The sequence below is a fragment of the Nonomuraea sp. NPDC050643 genome, from assembly GCF_040654715.1.
Taxonomy (GTDB): Bacteria; Actinomycetota; Actinomycetes; order Streptosporangiales; family Streptosporangiaceae; genus Nonomuraea.
Genome location: NZ_JBFAIM010000004.1, coordinates 297,630 through 315,937 on the forward strand (window position 1 = coordinate 297,630; position 18,308 = coordinate 315,937).

Annotated in this window: 19 protein-coding genes; 4 read left to right on the plus strand and 15 right to left on the minus strand. The window is 71.1% G+C overall.

From position 1 onward, the window contains the following. Nucleotides 1–79 precede the first annotated feature (79 nt). Nucleotides 80–268, plus strand: coding sequence for a helix-turn-helix domain-containing protein (locus tag AB0I15_RS07530; protein WP_358091462.1), 189 nt, complete (start codon nt 80–82; stop codon nt 266–268). Between the two features lie 181 nt (nt 269–449). Here the strand turns inward: AB0I15_RS07530 and glnA are convergent, their stop codons facing one another. Both glnA and AB0I15_RS07540 read right to left on the minus strand, forming a co-directional pair. Then, a complete protein-coding gene (glnA, locus tag AB0I15_RS07535; protein ID WP_358091464.1) occupies nt 450–1,874 on the minus strand; it encodes a type I glutamate--ammonia ligase in 1,425 nt (474 codons plus the stop codon). Nucleotides 1,875–2,006: 132 nt separating this feature from the next. Next, nucleotides 2,007–2,306 (minus strand): hypothetical protein, encoded by a 300-nt coding sequence (locus tag AB0I15_RS07540; protein WP_358091466.1) that lies wholly within the window; start codon nt 2,304–2,306, stop codon nt 2,007–2,009. A gap of 77 nt (nt 2,307–2,383) precedes the next feature. Here AB0I15_RS07540 and AB0I15_RS07545 point away from each other — a divergent pair, with 77 nt between their 5' ends. From AB0I15_RS07545 to AB0I15_RS07555, 3 genes are read left to right on the plus strand one after another with little or no spacing between them, the layout of a single operon-like run. Further along, nucleotides 2,384–2,845, plus strand: a complete 462-nt coding sequence (locus AB0I15_RS07545) for an RDD family protein (protein WP_358091468.1) — start codon at nt 2,384–2,386, stop codon at nt 2,843–2,845. A gap of 59 nt (nt 2,846–2,904) precedes the next feature. After that, nucleotides 2,905–3,525: a helix-turn-helix domain-containing protein gene (locus AB0I15_RS07550; protein WP_358091470.1), complete on the plus strand. Its 621-nt coding sequence runs from the start codon at nt 2,905–2,907 to the stop codon at nt 3,523–3,525. Beyond that, nucleotides 3,522–4,457, plus strand: coding sequence for a hypothetical protein (locus tag AB0I15_RS07555; protein ID WP_358091472.1), 936 nt, complete (start codon nt 3,522–3,524; stop codon nt 4,455–4,457). The genes AB0I15_RS07550 and AB0I15_RS07555 overlap by 4 nt, the downstream gene beginning before the upstream one ends. Here the strand turns inward: AB0I15_RS07555 and AB0I15_RS07560 are convergent. From AB0I15_RS07560 to lpdA, 13 genes are all read right to left on the minus strand, one after another. Next, complete coding sequence (locus AB0I15_RS07560; RefSeq protein ID WP_358091474.1) at nt 4,438–5,202, minus strand: methyltransferase domain-containing protein; 765 nt, start codon at nt 5,200–5,202, stop codon at nt 4,438–4,440. The two genes, AB0I15_RS07555 and AB0I15_RS07560, sit on opposite strands and share 20 nt — an antisense overlap. Next, nucleotides 5,202–5,882 (minus strand): DUF4191 domain-containing protein, encoded by a 681-nt coding sequence (locus tag AB0I15_RS07565; protein ID WP_358091476.1) that lies wholly within the window; start codon nt 5,880–5,882, stop codon nt 5,202–5,204. Before AB0I15_RS07565 ends, AB0I15_RS07560 begins: the two co-directional genes overlap by 1 nt. 66 nt (nt 5,883–5,948) lie before the next feature. Continuing rightward, on the minus strand, nt 5,949–8,240 hold the full coding sequence (locus AB0I15_RS07570; protein WP_358091590.1) for a glycoside hydrolase family 3 C-terminal domain-containing protein: 2,292 nt from the start codon (nt 8,238–8,240) through the stop codon (nt 5,949–5,951). Nucleotides 8,241–8,362: 122 nt separating this feature from the next. Next, entirely contained in the window at nt 8,363–9,181 is an 819-nt protein-coding gene (locus AB0I15_RS07575) for an alpha/beta fold hydrolase (RefSeq protein WP_358091478.1), read from the minus strand. Beyond that, complete coding sequence (locus AB0I15_RS07580; protein WP_358091480.1) at nt 9,157–9,543, minus strand: VOC family protein; 387 nt, start codon at nt 9,541–9,543, stop codon at nt 9,157–9,159. Before AB0I15_RS07580 ends, AB0I15_RS07575 begins: the two co-directional genes overlap by 25 nt. 90 nt (nt 9,544–9,633) lie before the next feature. Then, on the minus strand, nt 9,634–10,590 hold the full coding sequence (locus AB0I15_RS07585; RefSeq protein WP_358091482.1) for a helix-turn-helix domain-containing protein: 957 nt from the start codon (nt 10,588–10,590) through the stop codon (nt 9,634–9,636). Between the two features lie 145 nt (nt 10,591–10,735). Further along, nucleotides 10,736–11,665, minus strand: coding sequence for a lipoyl synthase (lipA, locus tag AB0I15_RS07590; protein WP_358091484.1), 930 nt, complete (start codon nt 11,663–11,665; stop codon nt 10,736–10,738). Nucleotides 11,666–11,707: 42 nt separating this feature from the next. After that, nucleotides 11,708–12,694 (minus strand): hypothetical protein, encoded by a 987-nt coding sequence (locus AB0I15_RS07595; protein WP_358091486.1) that lies wholly within the window; start codon nt 12,692–12,694, stop codon nt 11,708–11,710. 110 nt (nt 12,695–12,804) lie between these two features. After that, the gene (gene lipB, locus AB0I15_RS07600) at nt 12,805–13,497 is read right to left on the minus strand and encodes a lipoyl(octanoyl) transferase LipB (protein WP_358091488.1); all 693 of its coding nucleotides are present in this window, start codon (nt 13,495–13,497) and stop codon (nt 12,805–12,807) included. 37 nt (nt 13,498–13,534) lie between these two features. After that, on the minus strand, nt 13,535–14,272 hold the full coding sequence (locus AB0I15_RS07605; RefSeq protein WP_358091490.1) for a peptidase E: 738 nt from the start codon (nt 14,270–14,272) through the stop codon (nt 13,535–13,537). Nucleotides 14,273–14,310: 38 nt separating this feature from the next. After that, on the minus strand, nt 14,311–15,204 hold the full coding sequence (locus AB0I15_RS07610; protein WP_358091492.1) for a TIGR01777 family oxidoreductase: 894 nt from the start codon (nt 15,202–15,204) through the stop codon (nt 14,311–14,313). 237 nt (nt 15,205–15,441) lie between these two features. Further along, nucleotides 15,442–16,890 carry a 2-oxoglutarate dehydrogenase, E2 component, dihydrolipoamide succinyltransferase gene (gene sucB / locus AB0I15_RS07615; protein WP_358091494.1) on the minus strand — a complete coding sequence of 483 codons (1,449 nt, stop codon included), beginning with the start codon at nt 16,888–16,890 and terminating at the stop codon, nt 15,442–15,444. Nucleotides 16,891–16,928: 38 nt separating this feature from the next. After that, the gene (lpdA, locus tag AB0I15_RS07620) at nt 16,929–18,293 is read right to left on the minus strand and encodes a dihydrolipoyl dehydrogenase (protein WP_358091495.1); all 1,365 of its coding nucleotides are present in this window, start codon (nt 18,291–18,293) and stop codon (nt 16,929–16,931) included. Between the last annotated feature and the right edge of the window lie 15 nt (nt 18,294–18,308).

Genomic DNA, 18,308 nt, shown 5'->3' on the forward strand with positions numbered 1-18,308 from the left:
CGCGTCAAATTCATCGAAGCACGTCATATGCGTCATACTGGGCGCGGATGAGGAAGAACGGGAAGCGCGGAGGGCCGCAATGGCAGAGGTTCACCTGACTCCGGATGATCTGGCGACGCGGTTCAGCCTGCCGAAGAAGACGATCTACAAGATGAACTCGGACGGCACGGGCCCGCAGTACATGAAGATCGGCAAGCACGTGCGGTACAAGGAGGCCGACGTGCGAGCATGGGAGGACGCGCAGTACGCGCAAGCGGGGGCCGCCTGACCGGCAGTCCCTCCCACGTGCAGAAACGGCCCGGCATCGAGATTCGATGCCGGGCCGTTCTGTTCCGGTCCTGTTCCGCCAGAGGACGAGAAGGGACGGGAAACAACGAGCAAGGACGAGAACGTTTTTCCAGCTCAGCAGCCACATCGGCCAAGATCGCCGAGGCCGGAAAACCCCGCCGTCACACGTCGTAGTAGAGCTCGAACTCGTGCGGGTGCGGGCGGAGGCGGATCGGGTCGACCTCGTTCTCGCGCTTGTAGGCCACCCACGTCTCGATCAGGTCGGGCGTGAACACGCCGCCCTCGAGCAGGTAGTCGTGGTCCTCCTCCAGCGCGGTGAGCACCTCGGGCAGCGAGCCGGGCACCTGCGGCACCTGGCGGGCCTCCTCGGGCGGGAGCTCGTAGAGGTCCTTGTCGACCGGCTCCGGCGGCTCGATCTTGTTGCGGATGCCGTCGATGCCGGCCATCAGCATCGCCGAGAACGCGAAGTACGGGTTGCACGACGGGTCGGGCACGCGGAACTCGATGCGCTTGGCCTTCGGGTTGGAACCCGTGATCGGGATGCGCACGCAGGCCGAGCGGTTGCGCTGCGAGTAGACCAGGTTGACCGGCGCCTCGTAGCCCGGGACCAGACGGTGGTAGGAGTTGACCGTCGGGTTGGTGAAGGCCAGCAGCGACGGGGCGTGCCGGAGCAGGCCGCCGATGTAGTAGCGGGCGGTGTCGGACAGGCCCGCGTAGCCGACCTCGTCGTAGAAGAGCGGTGAGCCGTCCTTCCACAGCGACTGGTGGCAGTGCATGCCGGAGCCGTTGTCACCGAAGATCGGCTTGGGCATGAACGTGACCGTGTGGCCGTATTCGAGCGCCGTGCTCTTGATGACGTACTTGTAGAGCATCAGGTTGTCGGCGGTCTTGAGCAGCGTGCCGAACTTGAAGTCGATCTCCGCCTGACCGGCCGTGCCGACCTCGTGGTGCTGCATCTCGACGTCGATGCCGCACTCGATGAGGTTGCGCACCATCTCCGAGCGCAGGTCGGTGAAGTGGTCCATCGGCGGGACCGGGAAGTAGCCGCCCTTGTAGCGCGGCTTGTAGCCCAGGTTGCCGCCCTCGGTCGCCTTGCCGGTGTTCCAGGCGCCCTCGATGGAGTCGATGTAGTAGTAGCCGGCGTTCTGCCTCGTCTCGAAGCGCACGTCGTCGAAGATGTAGAACTCGGCCTCGGGGCCGAAATAGACCGTGTCGGCGATCCCGGTGCCCTTGAGGAACTCCTCCGCCTTGCGGGCGACGTTGCGCGGGTCGCGGCTGTAGGCCTCGCCGGTCAGCGGGTCGTGCACGAAGAAGTTCAGGTTGAGCGTCTTGTGCTGGCGGAACGGGTCGACCACGGCACTGGACGGGTCGGGCAGCAGAAGCATGTCGGACTCATGGATCGCCTGGAAACCGCGGATCGACGAGCCGTCGAACATGAGACCGTCGGTGAAGACGCTCGCGCTGAAGTTTTCAACCGGGAAGGTGAAGTGGTGCGTCGTCCCCGGCAGGTCGGTGAACCTGACATCGACGAACTGCACCCCTTCGTCACTGATGAACTTCAGGACGTCGTCGGCGGAGTTGAACACTCTCGAACCTCCCTGGGGACTGGCCATCATGCCGACGCTAGGGCTTGGCCGTTTCCGAATGGTGTCTCGATTGTTTCGCACGTGTTACGCAGAGTCAGGCCGGTCGGGGCGCCCCGCGGTCCTCGCCTCGTCCTACGGGATCGCGCCCGTGGGGACGAACAGGTCGGGGCGGAAGGTCGAGACGAGGAGCGCGGCGATCAGCACCACCGAGATCCCCGCCGTCAGCAGCCAGCCGCGCCTGACCTTGCGCCTGGGCTCCCGCCGGGCCACGGGGCCGGACCGGCGGGAGGGCCTGGACGGGGCCTTCGGGCTCTCCCTGCGAGCCGCCCGCGCCTGTTTGGCGGCCGACGAGCGCATCCTGCGCCGCTCCTCGGCGTCTATCTGTGCGACCAGCTCGTTGAAACGCTGGTCGAGGTCGTCCCCGTATGGCATGGCGTACATGATGGCCGGTCCGTGACGCGGTTGGGTCACAATCGGGACCGGCTCCAGGGGCGGCTACCGTGGAGGGTATGAGCAGCAACGAGCCTCGGTGGACGCAGACCTGGCTGGGCGGGGTCCGGTCCGCCGGAGTCGATCTGGGATACCCGGGTCAGCGCCTGGGGCTGCCCGAGGAGGGCGGCGGTTCGATCGCCGGGTGGGGGCGCAGGATCGGCGCGCTCGTCATCGACTGGATGATCTGCACGTGGGTCGTCGTGCAGTTGGTGCTCCGGATGAACCCGGCCGAGTCGCCGTGGGCGCCGGCGCTCGTCTTCGCCCTGCAGTACCTGCTCCTGGTCGGCTTCATGGGGCAGACGTTCGGGCACCGGCTGATGGGCATCCGGGTCGCCGCGATGGACGGCGGTGACCCGCGGCTGCTGCCCGTGCTCGTCCGCACCGTGCTGCTGGGCCTGGCGGTGCCGGCCGTGATCTGGGACCGCGACCACCGCGGGGTGCACGACCGGGTGTCCAACACCATGGTCGTCCGCATGTAGCGAAAGTAAAAAGCCGTACCGGGTTCAAAAATGTACCCGGTACGGTTTATGCTGTCCGCATGATGATGGCGGGGCTCAGGGAGCGGAAGAAGGAGCAGACGCGGCGCCGGATCTCCGAGGTCGCGCTGCGGATGTTCGACGAGCGCGGCTACGACGCGGTGACCGTCAACGAGATCGCGGAGGCGGCCGGGGTCGCCAAGGTGACGCTGTTCAACTACTTCGCGACCAAGGAGTGCCTCGTCCTCGACGCGGTCAAGGACGACACGGCCGCGATCGTGGCCGGGCGCGCGGAGGGGCAGTCGCCGATCGACGCCCTGCGCGCCCACTACCGGGAGATGGCCGGGCAGGGCGGCGGTGACATGGACGTCGAAGCGCTGCTGACCAGGATCCGGGTGATCTCGTCGTCCCCGGCGCTGCTCGCCGGGGTGTACCAGGCGCACGCCGGCCAGCGCTACGAACTGGCCGCCGCGCTCGGCGACGCGACGAAGGACGCCATCTCCGCTCAGCTCATGGCCGCGCAGATCACCGGCGTCATCACCACGCTCCAGGAGGCGTTCTTCCACCGGCTCTCCGCGGGAGTGCCGCTGGATGAGGCGGGGCGGCTCCTGGAGGAGGAGGTCGAGCTGGGGTTCGACCTCCTGGAACACGGCTTCTCATCAATAAAAGGGGAAAAATCGTGAAAAAGGGGATCAACTATGACACGGGGTTCCTGCCGGGCGCCGGCTCGCGCCTGACGTTCGACCCTGACATGGTCGCCCGCGAGATGAAGGTGATCGCCCGCGACCTGCACTGCCAGGTCGTCCGCGTCTCGGGCCGCGACCCGGGACGGCTGAGCCTCGCGGCCGAGCACGCCGCCGCCGAGGGCCTGGAGGTCTGGTTCGCGCCGTTCCCGGTGGACCTCCCGGCACAGGAGATCCTCCCGCTGTACGCCGACTGCGCCGAACGCGCCGAGGCCATCCGCCGCGGCGGCACCGAGGTGGTGCTGGTCACCGGCTGCGAGACCAGCGCCTTCTGCCCCGGCTACATCGAGGGCGACCACTACCTGGCCCGCCTGCAGGCGATGGCGACGGCCGACATGGACTGGTGGGCCTCGCTGGGCGCCAGGATGGAGCGTTTCAACGGCTTCCTGGCCGAGGCGGCCGAGGTCGTCAGACCCCGGTTCGGCGGCCGGATCACCTACGCCGCCGGGCCGTGGGAGTTCATCGACTGGACCCCGTTCGACCTGGTGGGCACGGACGCCTACCGGGCGGCGTACAACGCCGACTCCTTCGTCGAGGAGGTGCGCGGCCACTTCAAGCACGGCAAGCCGGTCGCGGTGACCGAGTTCGGCACCTGCCCGTACACCGGGGCGGGGGAGCGGGGCGGCATGGCCTGGACGGTGCCCAAGGGCGCGGTGCGCGACGAGGGCGAGCAGGTCCGCTACCTCAACGAGCTGCTCGACGTGTTCGAGCGGGAGGGCGTCGAGACCGCGCTCTGGTTCACCTGGGCCACCTACAGCAAGCCGGGGGATGACGACCTGGGCGCGTACGGGGTGGTCAGGATGCTCGACGGCACGACGTGGGAGCCCAAGGAGGTCTTCCACGCCATGGCCGCTAGATATTCGCGCAGCTGAAGATGGCCGTGCCCGGCAGGTGCGCGCCGCGCAGCGGGCTCCACCCGCCCCACGTCAACTCGTTCTTCTCGGGCCACTCGGGCTCCAGCAGCCCGGTGAGGGTCAGCCCGGAGGCCACCACCAGGTTCACCCAGTCGGCCATCGTACGGTGGTGCTCGACGTAGGTGAGAGCGCCGTGCTCGTCGCGCTCCTCGTAGGGGGACCGGTCGAAGTAGGACCGGTCGGAGGTCAGCCCGCGCGGCCCCGGGTCGTCGGGGAAGGCCCACCGGATCGGATGGCTCACCGAGAACACGAACCGGCCGCCCGGCCGCAGCACCCGGCGCACCTCGCACAGCACGACCAGCGGATCGGCCACGAACGGCAGCGCCCCGTACGCCGAGCAGACCAGGTCGAAGGCGTCCGCGGCGAACGGCAGCGACTCGGCGTCGGCCTGCAGCACGGGAACCCGCAGGCCGGTCTCGAGATCGATGCGCTGGGAATGGCGCAACTGGCGGTGCGAGATGTCGAACGCCGCCACCTCGGCCCCCTGCGTCACCAGCCACCGCCCGCACTGGGCGGCGCCGCAGCCGATCTCGAGCACGCGCCGGCCGCGCACCTCGCCGAGGAGGTGCGCGCCGGCCTCGTCGACGCCCTCGGGGCCCCACACGAACCCGGTGTCCCCCAGGAACTCGCCGTGCTCGACCTGGTAGTCGTCGGCGTTGCCGTCCCACCAGCCGCGGTTGGCCCGCGACGAGAGCGACGGCACTAGCGCATCTTGGGCCCGCGCGGCATGCGCGCGCCCTTGGGCATCGGGCCCTTGGGCAGCGGCATGTTGCGCGGCAGCGAGCGCAGGCGGTCCTTGACCTCGTTGACCGAGGGCTTCTTCAGGTTGCGCGGCAGCTTCATCAGGTGGCGCTGCAGCTTGCCGAGCGGCACCTGGCCCTCGCCGTCGCCGCACTGGACGTCATAGATCTCGACGCCCAGCACCACCCGCGCGACCCGCTTCTTCTCGGCCGCCAGCATCTTCGCCACCCGGTTGCCCGGCCCCTCGGACACCAGCACCACGCCGGGATAGCCGATCACGAGGTGCACGAGGTCCTGGTCGCGGTTGACCGCGATGGCCGGGGTGACCTGCCAGTTGCCCCGCATCCCCTGCAGCACGGCCGCGGCGGCGCCGGTCTGGCCGTCGAGGATCGAATACTGGGCCTTCTGCGCGAGCTGCCCGAACACGACCAGCCCGACGGTGAACGCGGCCAGGACGCCGATGAACACCGAATACCACAGGTAGTCCGTGACCAGGCCGATCACCACGACCACAGCCAGCGTGCCGATCGCCGAAAGGAAGACGATCGGCAACCCCTTGGGGTTGGCCTGCTTGATGATCTGCGCGATCATGCGGAGCTGCTTGATGCGCCCCGGCTTCTCTGGGTCCTCGGACTTTGCCATGCTCAGAAGGATACAAACCAACTGCTGCACTATGGAAAACGCGGCCCGGCCGTTTTGCCCCTGTGACTAGATCTTCACCGTCGCCGACAGGGGAAGGTCCGCGGCGCTGCGGCCCGCCCGCACCGGGTGCTCGCCCTCGGCCGTGCGCCAGCCGTCCTCCCAGACCTGGAAGGCCCGCTCGGGCAGGAACAGGGTGCTGATCACGGTCTGCCCCGGCTCGGCCTCGACCACGTCGAACCCGGCCAGCGTCCCTCGCGGCCCGGCGTAGACCTGCACGACCTCCCGGCCGGGTCGCGTCCCGGTGTTGGTGACGGCCACGCTGACGGTGGTGCCGTCGACGGCGATCGAGTCGTACGACCAGGTCGTGTAGCCGAGCCCGTGCCCGAACCAGAACGCGGGCTCCCGTCCCGAGCGCTCCCACGCCGGGTAGCCGATGTCCACTCCTTCGTCGTACGCCACCACCCCGTCCACCGGCGTCACCCGCGTCACGGGCGCGTCCTCCAGGTGGCGCGGCCACGTCGTGGGCAGCCGCCCGCCCGGCTCGGCGTCGCCGAACAGCACGTCGGCCAGCGCGGCCCCGGCCTCCTGCCCGGGGAACCAGGTGAGCAGCACGGCCGCGACGTCGTCCGCCCACGGCATCTCGACCGGCGAGCCCGCGTTCACCACGACCACGGTGCGCGGGTTGGCCGCGGCCACGGCGCGGATCAGCTCGTCCTGCCGCCCCGGCAGCCGGAGGTCCGAGCGGTCGAAGCCCTCGCTCTCCACCTCCGGCGTGGTCCCGGCCACGACCACCGCCACGTCGCACTCCGCCGCCACGCGCACGGCTTCGGCCATGAGCTCCTCCTCGCCGGGGCCGGGGTCGGCGTGACCGAGCGTGAACGACACCGTGACCATGCCGCCGAACCTGCCCGCCGGATGCACGAGGGCCAGCTCGTACGGCTCGCCCGCGGTCATCCGCACGGGCACCCGCCGCTCCGGGGGCGACAGGAACGCCGCCGCCGGGTCGCCGCCCGGCAGGTCGATGGTGTCGTCGAAGACGGCCTCACCGTTCACCGTCAGCGTGAACGGGCCCACCCCGATCACCGACAGCTCGTGCTCGCCCGTGACCTCCGGCGTGTACGCCGCCACCAGCCGCACCGTCCTGAGCCGCCGCCGGTCCACGTCGGGCGGCAACTGGCCGATCCAGCGGGCCTCGCCGTCCGGCAGCGGGTGCTCGGCCAGGACCGCGCCCTCCTCGTCCAGGAACCGGGCCCTGACGGGGCAGGGGAGCGGCGACAGGCGGACACGGGGGTCGGTGCCGAGGGCGTACCGGACGGTGGCGCGTTCGCCGAGGCCCCGCAGCGGCGAGACGACGCGATCGGGGAAGACCTGCGCGCTCCCGCCGCCCATGACGCGCGCCTCGCGCGCCGCCGCCCCGATGAGGGCGATCGTCGCGGTGCTCCGCAGCGGCAGGACGCCGTCGTTGGTCAGCAGGGTGAAGCCCCGCGTGGCGACCTCCCTGGCCAGCGCGGGCCCGTCGATGGCGGCGGGCGGCGCGCTCCTCGCCGGGCCGCCTGGGCCGCCCGAGCCGCCCGGGCCGTTCAGGGCGCCGACGCGCTCGGCCAGGCGCAGGATGCGGCGTACGCGGTCGTCGATGACGGACTCCGGCACCCGCCCCTCGCGCACCGCCGCCTCGAGCCGCTCTCCCCACGGCCCGGACGGCCCCGGCATCGCCACGTCGGTCCCGCCCAGGGCGGCAGGCTCGGTCGAGCGCACCGCCGTCCAGTCGGACACGACGAACCCGTCGAACCCCCACTCGTCCTTCAGCACCCCGTGCACCAGCTCCGCGTGCTCGGTCATGGTGACGCCGTTCACGGCGTTGTAGGCCGTCATGACGCCCCACGCCCCGGCCTCGACGACCCGCTCGAACGGCCGCAGGTAGACCTCCCGCAGCGCCCGCTCGCCCACCTGGACGTCCACGGTGAAGCGGTCGGTCTCGAAGTCGTTGGCCACGAAGTGCTTGGGCGTGGTGGCCACCCCGCCCTCCTGCGCGCCCTCCACGTACGCGGCCCCGAGCTCACCCGTCAGGTACGGGTCCTCCGAGAAGCACTCGAAGTGCCGGCCGCCGAGCGGCGAGCGGTGCAGGTTGAGCGTGGGCGCGAGCAGGACGTGCACGCCCTTGCGCCGGGCCTCCTGGGCGAGCAGCCGGCCCGCCCGCCTGACCAGCTCCACGTCCCACGTGGCGGCCAGCGCGGTCGGGCTCGGCAGCGCGATGGAGGGGTCGGCGGAGGTCCACTGCTCACCGCGTACGCCGATGGGCCCGTCGCTCATCACGAGCCGATCGAGCCCGATCTCGGGCAGCGGCGGCAGGGACCACATGTCGGCCCCCGTGAGCAGGCGGATCTTGGTGGGTAGGGCGAGCCGGGAGATGAGTTCGTCGAAGTCCACCACGACAGTGTTCACCAGAAAACCGAGCGCTAGATAGGTTTGTTATCTTAGCGTTACGCAAAGCTCTTCCGTGCTGCCACGAAGAACTCCAGCAACTCCGGCACCAGGGCCTCCGGAGCCACGTTGTGCGCCTGACCCTCCAGCACGCGGCGCACCGCGCCGGGCACCGCCGCCGCGACCGCGGCCCCCGCGTTCGCCATCCACGCGGGGCTGAGCTCCCCGTTGAGCACCAGCGTCGGCCGCGTGATGGCCGCCAGCCGGTCGGCGGGCAGCGCGTTGCCGGGCCCCAGGACGGCCGCCTCGTACGCCAGCGTGTGCGCCACGGCCTCGATCGCCGGCCACGACGGGTCGGCCCGCATCCCGGCCACGACCGCCGCCGGCACCTCGGCCGCCTCCACCATGAACCGCTCCACCGCCTCCGCCCGCCGCCCCGCCGCGACCAGGTCGCCGAGCCGCCGCGCGAAGTCGCCGGGCAGCGCGGGCGCGCTGTCGTCCACGTGGTACGGCGGCTCCCAGACGGCCAGCTTCACGATCGCCGGGTTCACGGCGGCCGCCTCGAGCGCCAGCGCCGCCCCCGACGAGCCGCCGAACACCATGGCCGAGCCGCCCGCCGCCACCACCACCGCCGCCAGGTCCTCGATCTCCCGCCCGACGGCGTAGGGCGGCGTGTCACCGCTGCCGCCACGCCCCCTGCGGTCGTAGGAGTAGACCGTGAACCACGGCGCCAGGGCGGTCGCGATGGCGGTCATCTGGGGATGCCGCCGGTCCGCGAACGCGCCCTGGACCAGGACGACCGCAGGGCCCTCGCCGTAGCGGTCACAGGCGAGCGCGGTGCCGTCTGCGGAGGTCAGCCCGCCGGCTGTACCAGGCACAGCGCCTCCCAGTGGTGGCCGTCGAGGTCGGCGAAGCCGCGCTGGTAGCGGACCCCGTCCTCCTGCCGGACGCCCGCCGGGGTCGCGCCCGCCGCCAGCGCCTTGTCCACCAGCTCGTCCACCTGGGCCGGGTTCTCCAGCCCGAGCACCATGACGGCCTCGGTGCTCTTGCCGGCGTCGGCGATCTCCTTGGTGATGTACGAGGCGAACGTCGGCTCGGTCAGCAACATGACCTGGGTCTGCTCACTGATCACCACCGACGCCATCGTGTCGGCCATGCCGAACAGCGTGAAGCCGAGTTCGGTGAAGAACGCCTTCGACCGGTCCAGATCCTTGACCGGGAGATTCACGAAGAGCTGCATTTCCTTGGTCCCTTCCTCCGTGCGAACACCCTCAGTCTGCTGAACCGAGGGCTCGCCGGTCTTGGATCAGGGTGCCAGGAGGATTGACGTTCAGCGCACGGAGCGGGCGCGCCGGTATTCGGCGGGCGGCATCCCGTACGTGCCGCGGAACAACCTGCTGAAATGGGCCGAGTCCGGCAGCCCCCACCGGGCGCCGACCGCGCTCACCGGCTCGCTGCCGCCCCCGGACAGCTCCGCCCGGCACCGCTCCAGCCGCCGCTCCCGGATCCAGGCGGCCACCGTCGTCCGCTCCGACTCGAACAGCCGGTGCAGGTAGCGCACGGAGATGTGGTGGGCGGCCGCGATGGCCGCCGGGTCGAGGTCGAGGTCGCCCAGCCGCCGCTCGATGAAGGCCTGGACGCGCAGCAGCAACGTACGCCGCCGCGCCTCGCCGTCCGGCGGCCGGACCTCCTCGGCGCGCTCGGCCACCGCCGTGCCGATCAGGTCCATCACCACGGTCGCCAGCCGGGCGGCGCTGTCGGCCGAGTAGGCGTCATGGTCGCTCGCCACCCGCCGCAGCAGCGGCCCGGCCAGCGCGCCCGCCCCGGTCTCGCCGCTGATCGGCACGGCGGTCAGCGGCGCCACGGAGTCGTGCGGCAGGGCCAGCAGGTCGTGCGGGAAGCTGAACACCGCCAGCTTCACCGCCGAGTCGTAGGCCAGGTCGTAGGGCCGGGTGAAGTCGTAGATCGCGAACTCGCCCCTGCCGAGCCGCGCCTGCCGGTCGTCCTGCTCCAGCCGCACGCTGCCCGAGACGGCCAGCACCACGCGGTAGAGCTCGGGGTTGTCGCGGTGGATCAGGCGGGCGGTGCGGTGCACGCTGTGCGGCGTGGAGGTGCGGATGCGGCCGACGCCGACGGGGCCGAGCCGGCCGATCTCGATCTCGCCGCGCAGCGGCGCGCCGGGGGCGATGCGGGTGTCGAGCGGGCCCAGCGTGTCGCACACGATGTCACGCCAGGCGTCGTGACGGTCCTTGACCGGCAGGTCACTCGTGCGGATCAGAACGGCCATCCCCGTCGCCCCTCCGTCGGTCGGCCCTGCCATGCTAGCCACGTTCTCCGGCAAGCCGGTCATGTCGGCGATGCCCTCTGACAGGGTGGTATGCCCGGACATGCGAAAACGGCCCCGGAAGGGGGCCGTTTCGGAGGGAGGACCCTCAGGCGCTCTGGCGCGCCTCGATGGCCTGCTTGTAGAGCCTGCCCGCCCGGTAGGACGAGCGGACCAGCGGCCCCGACAGGACCCCGGCGAAGCCGATGGCCTCGGCCTCGGCCTGCAGCTCGACGAACTCCTCCGGCTTGACCCACCGCTCCACCGGGTGGTGGCGCGGCGTCGGCCGCAGGTATTGCGTGATCGTGAGCAGGTCGGTGCCCGCCGCGTGCAGGTCGCGCATGGCCTCGGAGACCTCTTCGCGGGTCTCGCCCATGCCCAGGATCAGGTTGGACTTGGTGACCAGCCCGGCCTCGCGAGCCGTCGTGATCACGCCGAGCGAACGCTCGTAGCGGAACGCCGGGCGGATGCGCTTGAAGATGCGCGGCACCGTCTCGACGTTGTGCGCGAACACCTCGGGCTTGCTCGAGAAGACCTCCTCGAGCTGGTCGCGGTCGCCGTTGAAGTCGGGCACCAGCAGCTCGACGCCGCAGCCGGGCAGCAGCCCGTGAATCTGGCGCGCGGTCTCGGCGTAGAGCCAGGCCCCGCCGTCGGGCAGGTCGTCGCGGGCCACGCCGGTCACGGTCGCGTATTTCAGGCCCATCTGCTGGACGGACTCGGCCACCCTGCGCGGCTCGTCGCGGTCGTATTCCTTTGGCTTGCCCGTGTCGATCTGGCAGAAGTCGCAGCGGCGCGTGCACTGGTCGCCGCCGATGAGGAAGGTCGCCTCGCGGTCTTCCCAGCACTCGTAGATATTGGGACAGCCCGCCTCTTCACAGACCGTGTGCAGGCCCTCCCGGCGCACGAGCGATTTCAGCTCGGTGTATTCGGGGCCCGTCTTCAGCTTGGTCTTGATCCACGGGGGCTTGCGCTCGATAGGGGTTTCGGCGTTACGCACCTCCAGGCGGAGGAGCTTTCGGCCTTCAGGGGCAACGGTCACGAATCCAGCTTACGTCTCCTGAGGTAGCGGCCTGCTCCAGGGTCAGGAGATGAGCCCGAAACCCCGGATCGCCCTGGCGTAGTGGGCGGCCAGCTCCTCGTCGATCCGCTCCGACTCGCGCAGGCCGAGCAGCTCCGAGTGCGGCGCCGAGGCGAGCACCCCGTCCGCCGTGAGCCGGAACCGGGCCAGCGCACCCTGCCTGATCGCGGCCACGCTCTCACCGCGCAGCGCCGCCGCCTGGATCGGCGCCAGATAGCCGCCGCCGGCCGCCAGCGCGTCGAGCTCGGCCAGCTCCTCCTCGGACGCGACCCGCCGCGCCAGGGCCCGCTGCCTGTCCCGGGTACGGCCGTCGCCGGCGCGGGCCAGCCGGGTCAGCGCGTAGCGCATGAGCAGCACCGGGCCGCCGAGGACCCGGCCGACCAGGCGGCCGAGGAAGCCCGCGACCTCGTACGTGGTGCCCGGGTGGTCCATCGCGCCCAGCGACGAGGCCGCGATCTTGGTCTGCGCCTCCTCCCTGACCCGCAGCGGCGCGGCGGCCCCCAGGAGGGCGTCCCACCAGGACTCCAGCGTGACCAGGGCGCCCGCCACGACCCGCTCGTCGCCGGTCGGCAGCCGCCCGTACGCCGCCGCCAGGAGTCCCACCCGCTGCTTCGGCGGCAGCGCCAGCCACAGCGGCAGCCCGACCGCCAGGACCGGGGTACGCGCCAGGCCGACATGGTCATAACGGGTCTCGGTGGACAGGTCCATGACCGCGATCTTCCTGGGCCGTTTGACGCCGACCTGGTCGGCCACGCGGTCGGCCAGCTCGTACAGCTCGGTGGCCGACGAGCGCTCCAGCACCTCGGCGTCGGCGGGGAGGCGGTCCAGGCGTGGCCGCAGCGCCCAGGCGATGGCCAGGCCGGTGGCACCGAAGATCCACGACAGCACGGAGCCGGGGGCCCGCAGGATCAGCCACGCGCCCAGGGCGGCGAAGGCCAGCGTCAGCAGGTGGACCACGAGTGCGAGCACAAGAGCGGAAAGGCGCTTCACAGGGGCGATCGTAAGCCGGAGACGTCCGGTTTTCCGCCGCGCTTGGATGCCGATTCGGTCACCGCCGCGGGATCACCACCAGCGCGGCCTCCGCCGGGGCGGCCTCCGTCTCACCGGCGGAGCAGATCCTCCTCGTGCAGTTCGTACGCCTCCCTGCCCAGCGCCTCGGCCAGCCGCTTCTCCGCGATCGGCATGACCTCCTCGACCACGATGCGGCGGCCCGTCTCCGCCGACAGCGAGGAGACCCCCACGTCGGGCAGCCCGCACGGCGTGATCCGGTTGAACCAGCGGGGATCGTTGGCGCAGTTGAGCGCGAAGCCGTGCATGGTCACCCCCCGCGCGAACCGCAGGCCCACCGCGCCGAGCTGCCGGTCGGGCAGGCCGAGCGCCGGGTCGCCCATCGCCCAGACGCCGCCGCGGCCGGGCACGCGCCGGGCCGTGACGCCGAAGTCGGCGCAGACCTGGATCATCGTCTCCTCCAGGCGGCACGCGTACGCGGTCACGTCGGTGACGCCGACGATCGGGTAGGCGACGAGCTGCCCGGGACCGTGCCAGGTCAGGCGCCCGCCCCGGTCGACGTCGACGACCGGGGTGCCGTCGGAGGGCCGCTCGTGCGGGGCGGTGCGCTTGCCCGCGGTGTAGACGGGCGCGTGCTCCAGGATCAGGACGGTGTCGGTGAGCTCTCCGGCGACGCGCTTGCCGTGCACCCAGCGCTGCAGCGACCAGGCCTGCTCGTAGGGGACGTCGACACCGAGGCGGACGATGGCGAGTGCGTGGGGATCGTCCCCGTGGATGGGGCGCATGAGCCTATTGTGCCGTTCCCTCACCCATGAAGGGTAATCAGGGGGTCAGCAGCCGTGGCTCGATCCTGAACTCCTTTACCCTTCCGTCGCCGTCGCTCTCCAGCTTGTACGCGTAGCCGCCCGGGTCGGTGGAGACGGCCTGGATGAACTCGGTGCCCACGTAGTGCAGGCCCACGCCCTCGTCGGCGGCGTATCCGCCGGGCAGCTCGCCACTGGCCACCGACTGCTGCAGCAGCGGGCGGCGCTGCGGCTCGGAGTTGTAGTGCACCCCGCACGAGTAGGGCAGCAGCGCCAGCCCCTCCGCCCACACCCGCAGGTCGGGGCCGAAGGAGTCGGTGTTGCCGCCGATGTGCCAGCACAACGCGCCCGCGCTCTGCCCCGACAGCACCACCCCGGACCGCCACGCCTCCTCGAAGGCCTCGTCATAGCCGTGCAGCCGCCACAGGGCCATCAGGTTGGCCACGCTGCCGCCGCTGACGTAGATCATGTCCTGTTCGAGCATCCAGGCCCGGGGATCGGGCACGTTGGGCATCGGGAACACCGTCAGGTGACTCAGCTCGACGTCCCAGCCGGCGAACGCGCCGTACATCTTCAGCACCCAGTCCGCCGAGTCGCCGCCCGCCGTGGCGACCAGGCCCAGCTTCGGCCGGTCCTGCCCGGTCAGGTCGAGGCCGTAGCGCAGCAGGGGGCTCGCCTCGATGAAGCTGTGACGCCTGCTCGGGCGGAAGGATCCGCCCCCGATGGCGAGGATGTGCGACTGTCCTGACCGGCTCATGTCAAGATTCTCCCACCTGCTGAAGGACGAACGGCACACTAGAGTACGGCGGCCAGGGCCTCGTCGAGACGTGTATGAGTGAAGCGGAAACCGCTGTCCGTCAGCTTGGCCGGTTCGAGCCGGTGCGACGGCAGCAGCCCCTCGCGAGCGAACTCGCCCAGTCCGAGACTGAGCGCGAACGCCGGCGCGGGAATGGGCATCGTGCCCCTGTGCAGGGCTTTTCCTAGAGTACGGGTGAATTCGGCGTTGGTGACGGGCGACGGGGCCGCGAAATTGACCGGCCCGGTCATGTCCCGATTTTTCAGCACATGCTGGGCGGCGGCCACCCAGTCGTCCACGCTGATCCACGACCAGAACTGCTTCCCCGAACCCAGCGGCGCCCCCATCCCGATGCGGAAGATCGGCGCCATCCGCCCCAGCGCCCCGCCCTTCCCGCTGAGCACCATCGCCGTACGGGCCTGCACGGTCCTGATCCCCGCCTCCCCGGCCCGCCGGGCCTCGCCCTCCCACACCTCGCACAGGTCGGCCAGGAACCCGCGGCCCTTGCCCTGGCTCTCGTCGATCACCCGGTCGCCGGTGTCGCCGTAGAAGTCCATCCCGGAGGCCGACAACAGCACCTCGGGCGGCCTGGAGAGCTCGCTGAGGGCGTTGACCAGCAGGCGTGTCCCCTCGACCCGGCTGGCGACGAGTTCGCGCTTGTACGCCTCGTTCCACCGCCTGTCGCCGATCGACGCCCCCGCCAGGTGCACGACGGCCTCGGCGCCCTCGAGCACGCCCAGATCGAGGACCTGCTCGGTGGGCTGCCAGAACGCCTCGTCGTCGGCGCGGGGCTGACGGCGTACGAGCTTGACGACCTCCTGCCCGCCACCCCGCAGCGCCTCCACCAGCGCCGACCCGAGCAACCCCGACGCCCCCGTCACAATGATCGCCATCACCCCACAGTACGCCCGCCACCCCCGCCCCCACCCGGAACACACCCCCGAGATCCCCCCGATTCCACCCCCACCCCCGCCAAAAGCGAACCCCAACCCCCGCCTCCGACCCCCGGTCCCCGCCCCGCCTCACGCCCCGGCGTCCGCCCCGGCCAGGCTCCAGCCCCCGCTTCGGCCCCGGACATGGGAAAGGCCGGGCGGTCCCGTGGGGGAGCCGCCCGGCCTTGAAGGCGCGCCTTACGCGAGGCCGAGCTGGGCCTCGAAGCGGCCCTCCTCGAGACGACGCTTGATCGTCGTGAGGAAGCGGGCCGCGTCCGCACCGTCCACCAGGCGGTGGTCGTAGGTCAGCGCCAGGTAGACCATCGACCGCACCGCGATGACCTCGCCCTCAGGCGTGTCGATCACCACGGGCCGCTTGACGACGGCGCCCGTGCCGAGCATGCCGACCTGCGGCTGGTTGAGGATCGGCGTGTCGAACAGGGCGCCACGGCTGCCCGTGTTCGTCAGCGTGAACGTGCCGCCGGTGATCTCGTCGGGCGTCACCTGGTTGTTGCGGGTGCGCTCGGCGAGGTCGGTGATCTTGCGGGTGATCCCGGCCAGGTTGAGGTCGCCGGCGTTCTTGACGACCGCCGCGAGCAGGCCACGCTCGGTGTCGACCGCGATGCCGAGGTTCTCGACGTCGAAGTAGGTCACCTCGTTGGTCTCGTTGTTGATCGTGGCGTTGAGCTTCGGGTGCTGCTTGAGCGCCTCGACCGTGGCCATCGCGAAGAACGGGGTGAAGGTCAGCTTCACGCCCTCACGGCGGAAGAAGTCGTCCTTCGCCTGCGCCCGGAGCCGGGCGATCTTCGTGACGTCGACCTCGACGACCGACGTGAGCTGCGCGGCCGTCTGCAGCGACTCGACCATGCGCTTGGCGATGGTCTGACGCAGCCGCGTCATCTTCTCCGTACGGCCGCGCAGCGTCGTGTCGACCTCCACGGGCTCGGGCGCCGTGGCCGGAGCCGGAGCGGCGGCCTGGGCCGGAGCCGCGGCGGCCGGAGCCGGCTGGGCGGCGGCGGGAGCCGGGGCGGCCGAGGCCTTCTCGCGCTGGGCCTTGGCCGCCTCGAGCACGTCCTGCTTGCGGATGCGGCCACCCACGCCGGTGCCGTTGATGGCGTCGAGGTCGACCCCGTGCTCGTTGGCGAGCTTGCGCACCAGCGGCGTCACGTAGGGGCTGTCACCCGAGGTCGCCACCGGGGCGGGCGCGGCGGCCGGAGCCGGCTGAGCCGGGGGAGCGGCCTGCGGCGCGGGCGCCGGGGCGGGTGCGGCCTGGGCGGGCTGCGCCGGGGCCGGCTGCGGGATCGAGGAGGCCGGAGGCGCCGGAGCGGGCTCGGGCTCAGGCTCGGGCTCGGGCTGCGGAGTCGGCGCGGGGGCCGCCTCCGCCGCCGGAGCGGCGCCGCCCGGCTGGCCGTTCTCGTCGATGACGGCGAGCTCGGCACCGACCTCGACCGTCTCGTCCTCAGCCACGACGATCTTGGTGAGGACACCCGCGGACGGCGACGGGATCTCGGTGTCGACCTTGTCGGTCGACACTTCGAGGAGCGGCTCGTCAGCCTCGACGCGCTCGCCCTCCTTTTTCAGCCAACGGGTTACCGTGCCCTCGGTCACGCTCTCGCCGAGCTGGGGCATCTGTACGGAGACCGGCATCGTTATTCTTCTCTCGCGTTCTGATCTCGAGGGCTGGACTAGTTGTGTACGTGCAACGGCTTGCCGGCCAGAGCCAGCATCGCCTCACCCATGGCCTCGGACTGGGTCGGGTGTGCGTGGATGAGCTGGGCGACCTCTGCGGGCAGCGCCTCCCAGTTGTAGATCAGCTGGCCCTCGGTGACGAGCTCGCCGATGCGCCGGCCCACCATGTGGACACCGACGACGGGGCCGTCCTTCTGGGCGATGACCTTCACGGCGCCCGCGGTGCCGAGGATCTGGCTCTTGGGGTTGCCCGCGAGGTCGTAGACCTGCTCGACGATCTCGAGACCGCGCTCGGCCGCCTGGGCCGAGGTGATCCCGACCGAGGCCACCTCGGGGTCGGAGTAGGTGATGCGCGGCACGCCCGCGTAGTCGATGGGCGGCGGGTTGAGACCGGCGATGTGCTCGGCCACCATGATCCCCTCCGCGAACCCCGCGTGCGCGAGCTGCAGAGTCGGGATGAGGTCGCCGATGGCGTAGACGCCCGGCACGGACGTCTGGCAGTGCTCGTCGACCACGACCGCGCCGCGCTCGACGGTGATGCCCTGCTCCTCGAAGCCCATGCCCGCCGACACCGCGCCGCGGCCGACGGCGACGAGCAGCAGCTCGGCGTCGAGCGTCTTGCCGTTGGCCAGGGTGACGACCACGCCCGTCTCGGTGGTCTTGGCGCTGTCGAAGAAGACGCCCAGCTCGTATTTGATGCCGCGGCGGCGGAAGGCCCGCTCGAGCAGCTTGGAGCTGGACTCCTCCTCGGTCGGCAGCAGGTGCGGCAGCGCCTCGACGATCGTGACCTCGGCCCCGAACGAGCGGTAGACGCTGGCCAGCTCGACGCCGATCACGCCGCCGCCGAGCACGATCACCGAGGCGGGCACGCGCTCCATCTTCAGCGTGTGCTCGCTGGTGATGACGCGCTCGCCGTCGATGTCGAGGCCGGGCAGCGACTTGGGGGCCGAGCCGGTGGCCAGGACGAGGTTGCGGCCCTCGACGACCTCCGAGCCGACCTGGATCCGGTTGGCGCCGACCAGCCGGCCCTCGCCCTCGATGATCGTCACGCCCGCGCCCTTGAGCAGGCCCTGCACGCCCTTCCAGGCCCGCGTGACGATCTTGTCCTTGAAGGCGTGGACGCCCTGCACGTCGATGCCCTCGAAGCGGGCCTTGACGCCGTACGCCTCGCTCTCGCGGGTCTCGTCGGCGACCTCGGCGGAGTGGAGCAGGGCCTTCGTGGGGATGCATCCCCTGTGGAGGCAGGTGCCGCCGATCTTGTCCTTCTCGATCAGGGCGACCGACTTGCCCAGCTCAGCCGCCCTTAGCGCGCAGGCGTAACCGCCGCTGCCGCCCCCTAGGACGACGATGTCATAGGCCACAGGAAGGCTCCTTGT

Bases quoted from the DNA above. Each gene is read 5' to 3' on its own strand.
- lipB (WP_358091488.1), bottom strand. From the start codon at position 13,497: ATGCGCCCCATCCACGGGGACGATCCCCACGCACTCGCCATCGTCCGC.
- AB0I15_RS07540 (WP_358091466.1), bottom strand. From the start codon at position 2,306: ATGCCATACGGGGACGACCTCGACCAGCGTTTCAACGAGCTGGTCGCA.
- sucB (WP_358091494.1), bottom strand. From the start codon at position 16,890: ATGCCGGTCTCCGTACAGATGCCCCAGCTCGGCGAGAGCGTGACCGAG.
- AB0I15_RS07550 (WP_358091470.1), top strand. From the start codon at position 2,905: ATGATGATGGCGGGGCTCAGGGAGCGGAAGAAGGAGCAGACGCGGCGC.
- AB0I15_RS07585 (WP_358091482.1), bottom strand. From the start codon at position 10,590: ATGGCCGTTCTGATCCGCACGAGTGACCTGCCGGTCAAGGACCGTCAC.
- AB0I15_RS07530 (WP_358091462.1), top strand. From the start codon at position 80: ATGGCAGAGGTTCACCTGACTCCGGATGATCTGGCGACGCGGTTCAGC.
- AB0I15_RS07565 (WP_358091476.1), bottom strand. From the start codon at position 5,882: ATGGCAAAGTCCGAGGACCCAGAGAAGCCGGGGCGCATCAAGCAGCTC.
- AB0I15_RS07570 (WP_358091590.1), bottom strand. From the start codon at position 8,240: ATGTGGTCCCTGCCGCCGCTGCCCGAGATCGGGCTCGATCGGCTCGTG.
- AB0I15_RS07610 (WP_358091492.1), bottom strand. From the start codon at position 15,204: ATGGCGATCATTGTGACGGGGGCGTCGGGGTTGCTCGGGTCGGCGCTG.
- AB0I15_RS07580 (WP_358091480.1), bottom strand. From the start codon at position 9,543: ATGCAGCTCTTCGTGAATCTCCCGGTCAAGGATCTGGACCGGTCGAAG.
- AB0I15_RS07545 (WP_358091468.1), top strand. From the start codon at position 2,384: ATGAGCAGCAACGAGCCTCGGTGGACGCAGACCTGGCTGGGCGGGGTC.
- AB0I15_RS07605 (WP_358091490.1), bottom strand. From the start codon at position 14,272: ATGAGCCGGTCAGGACAGTCGCACATCCTCGCCATCGGGGGCGGATCC.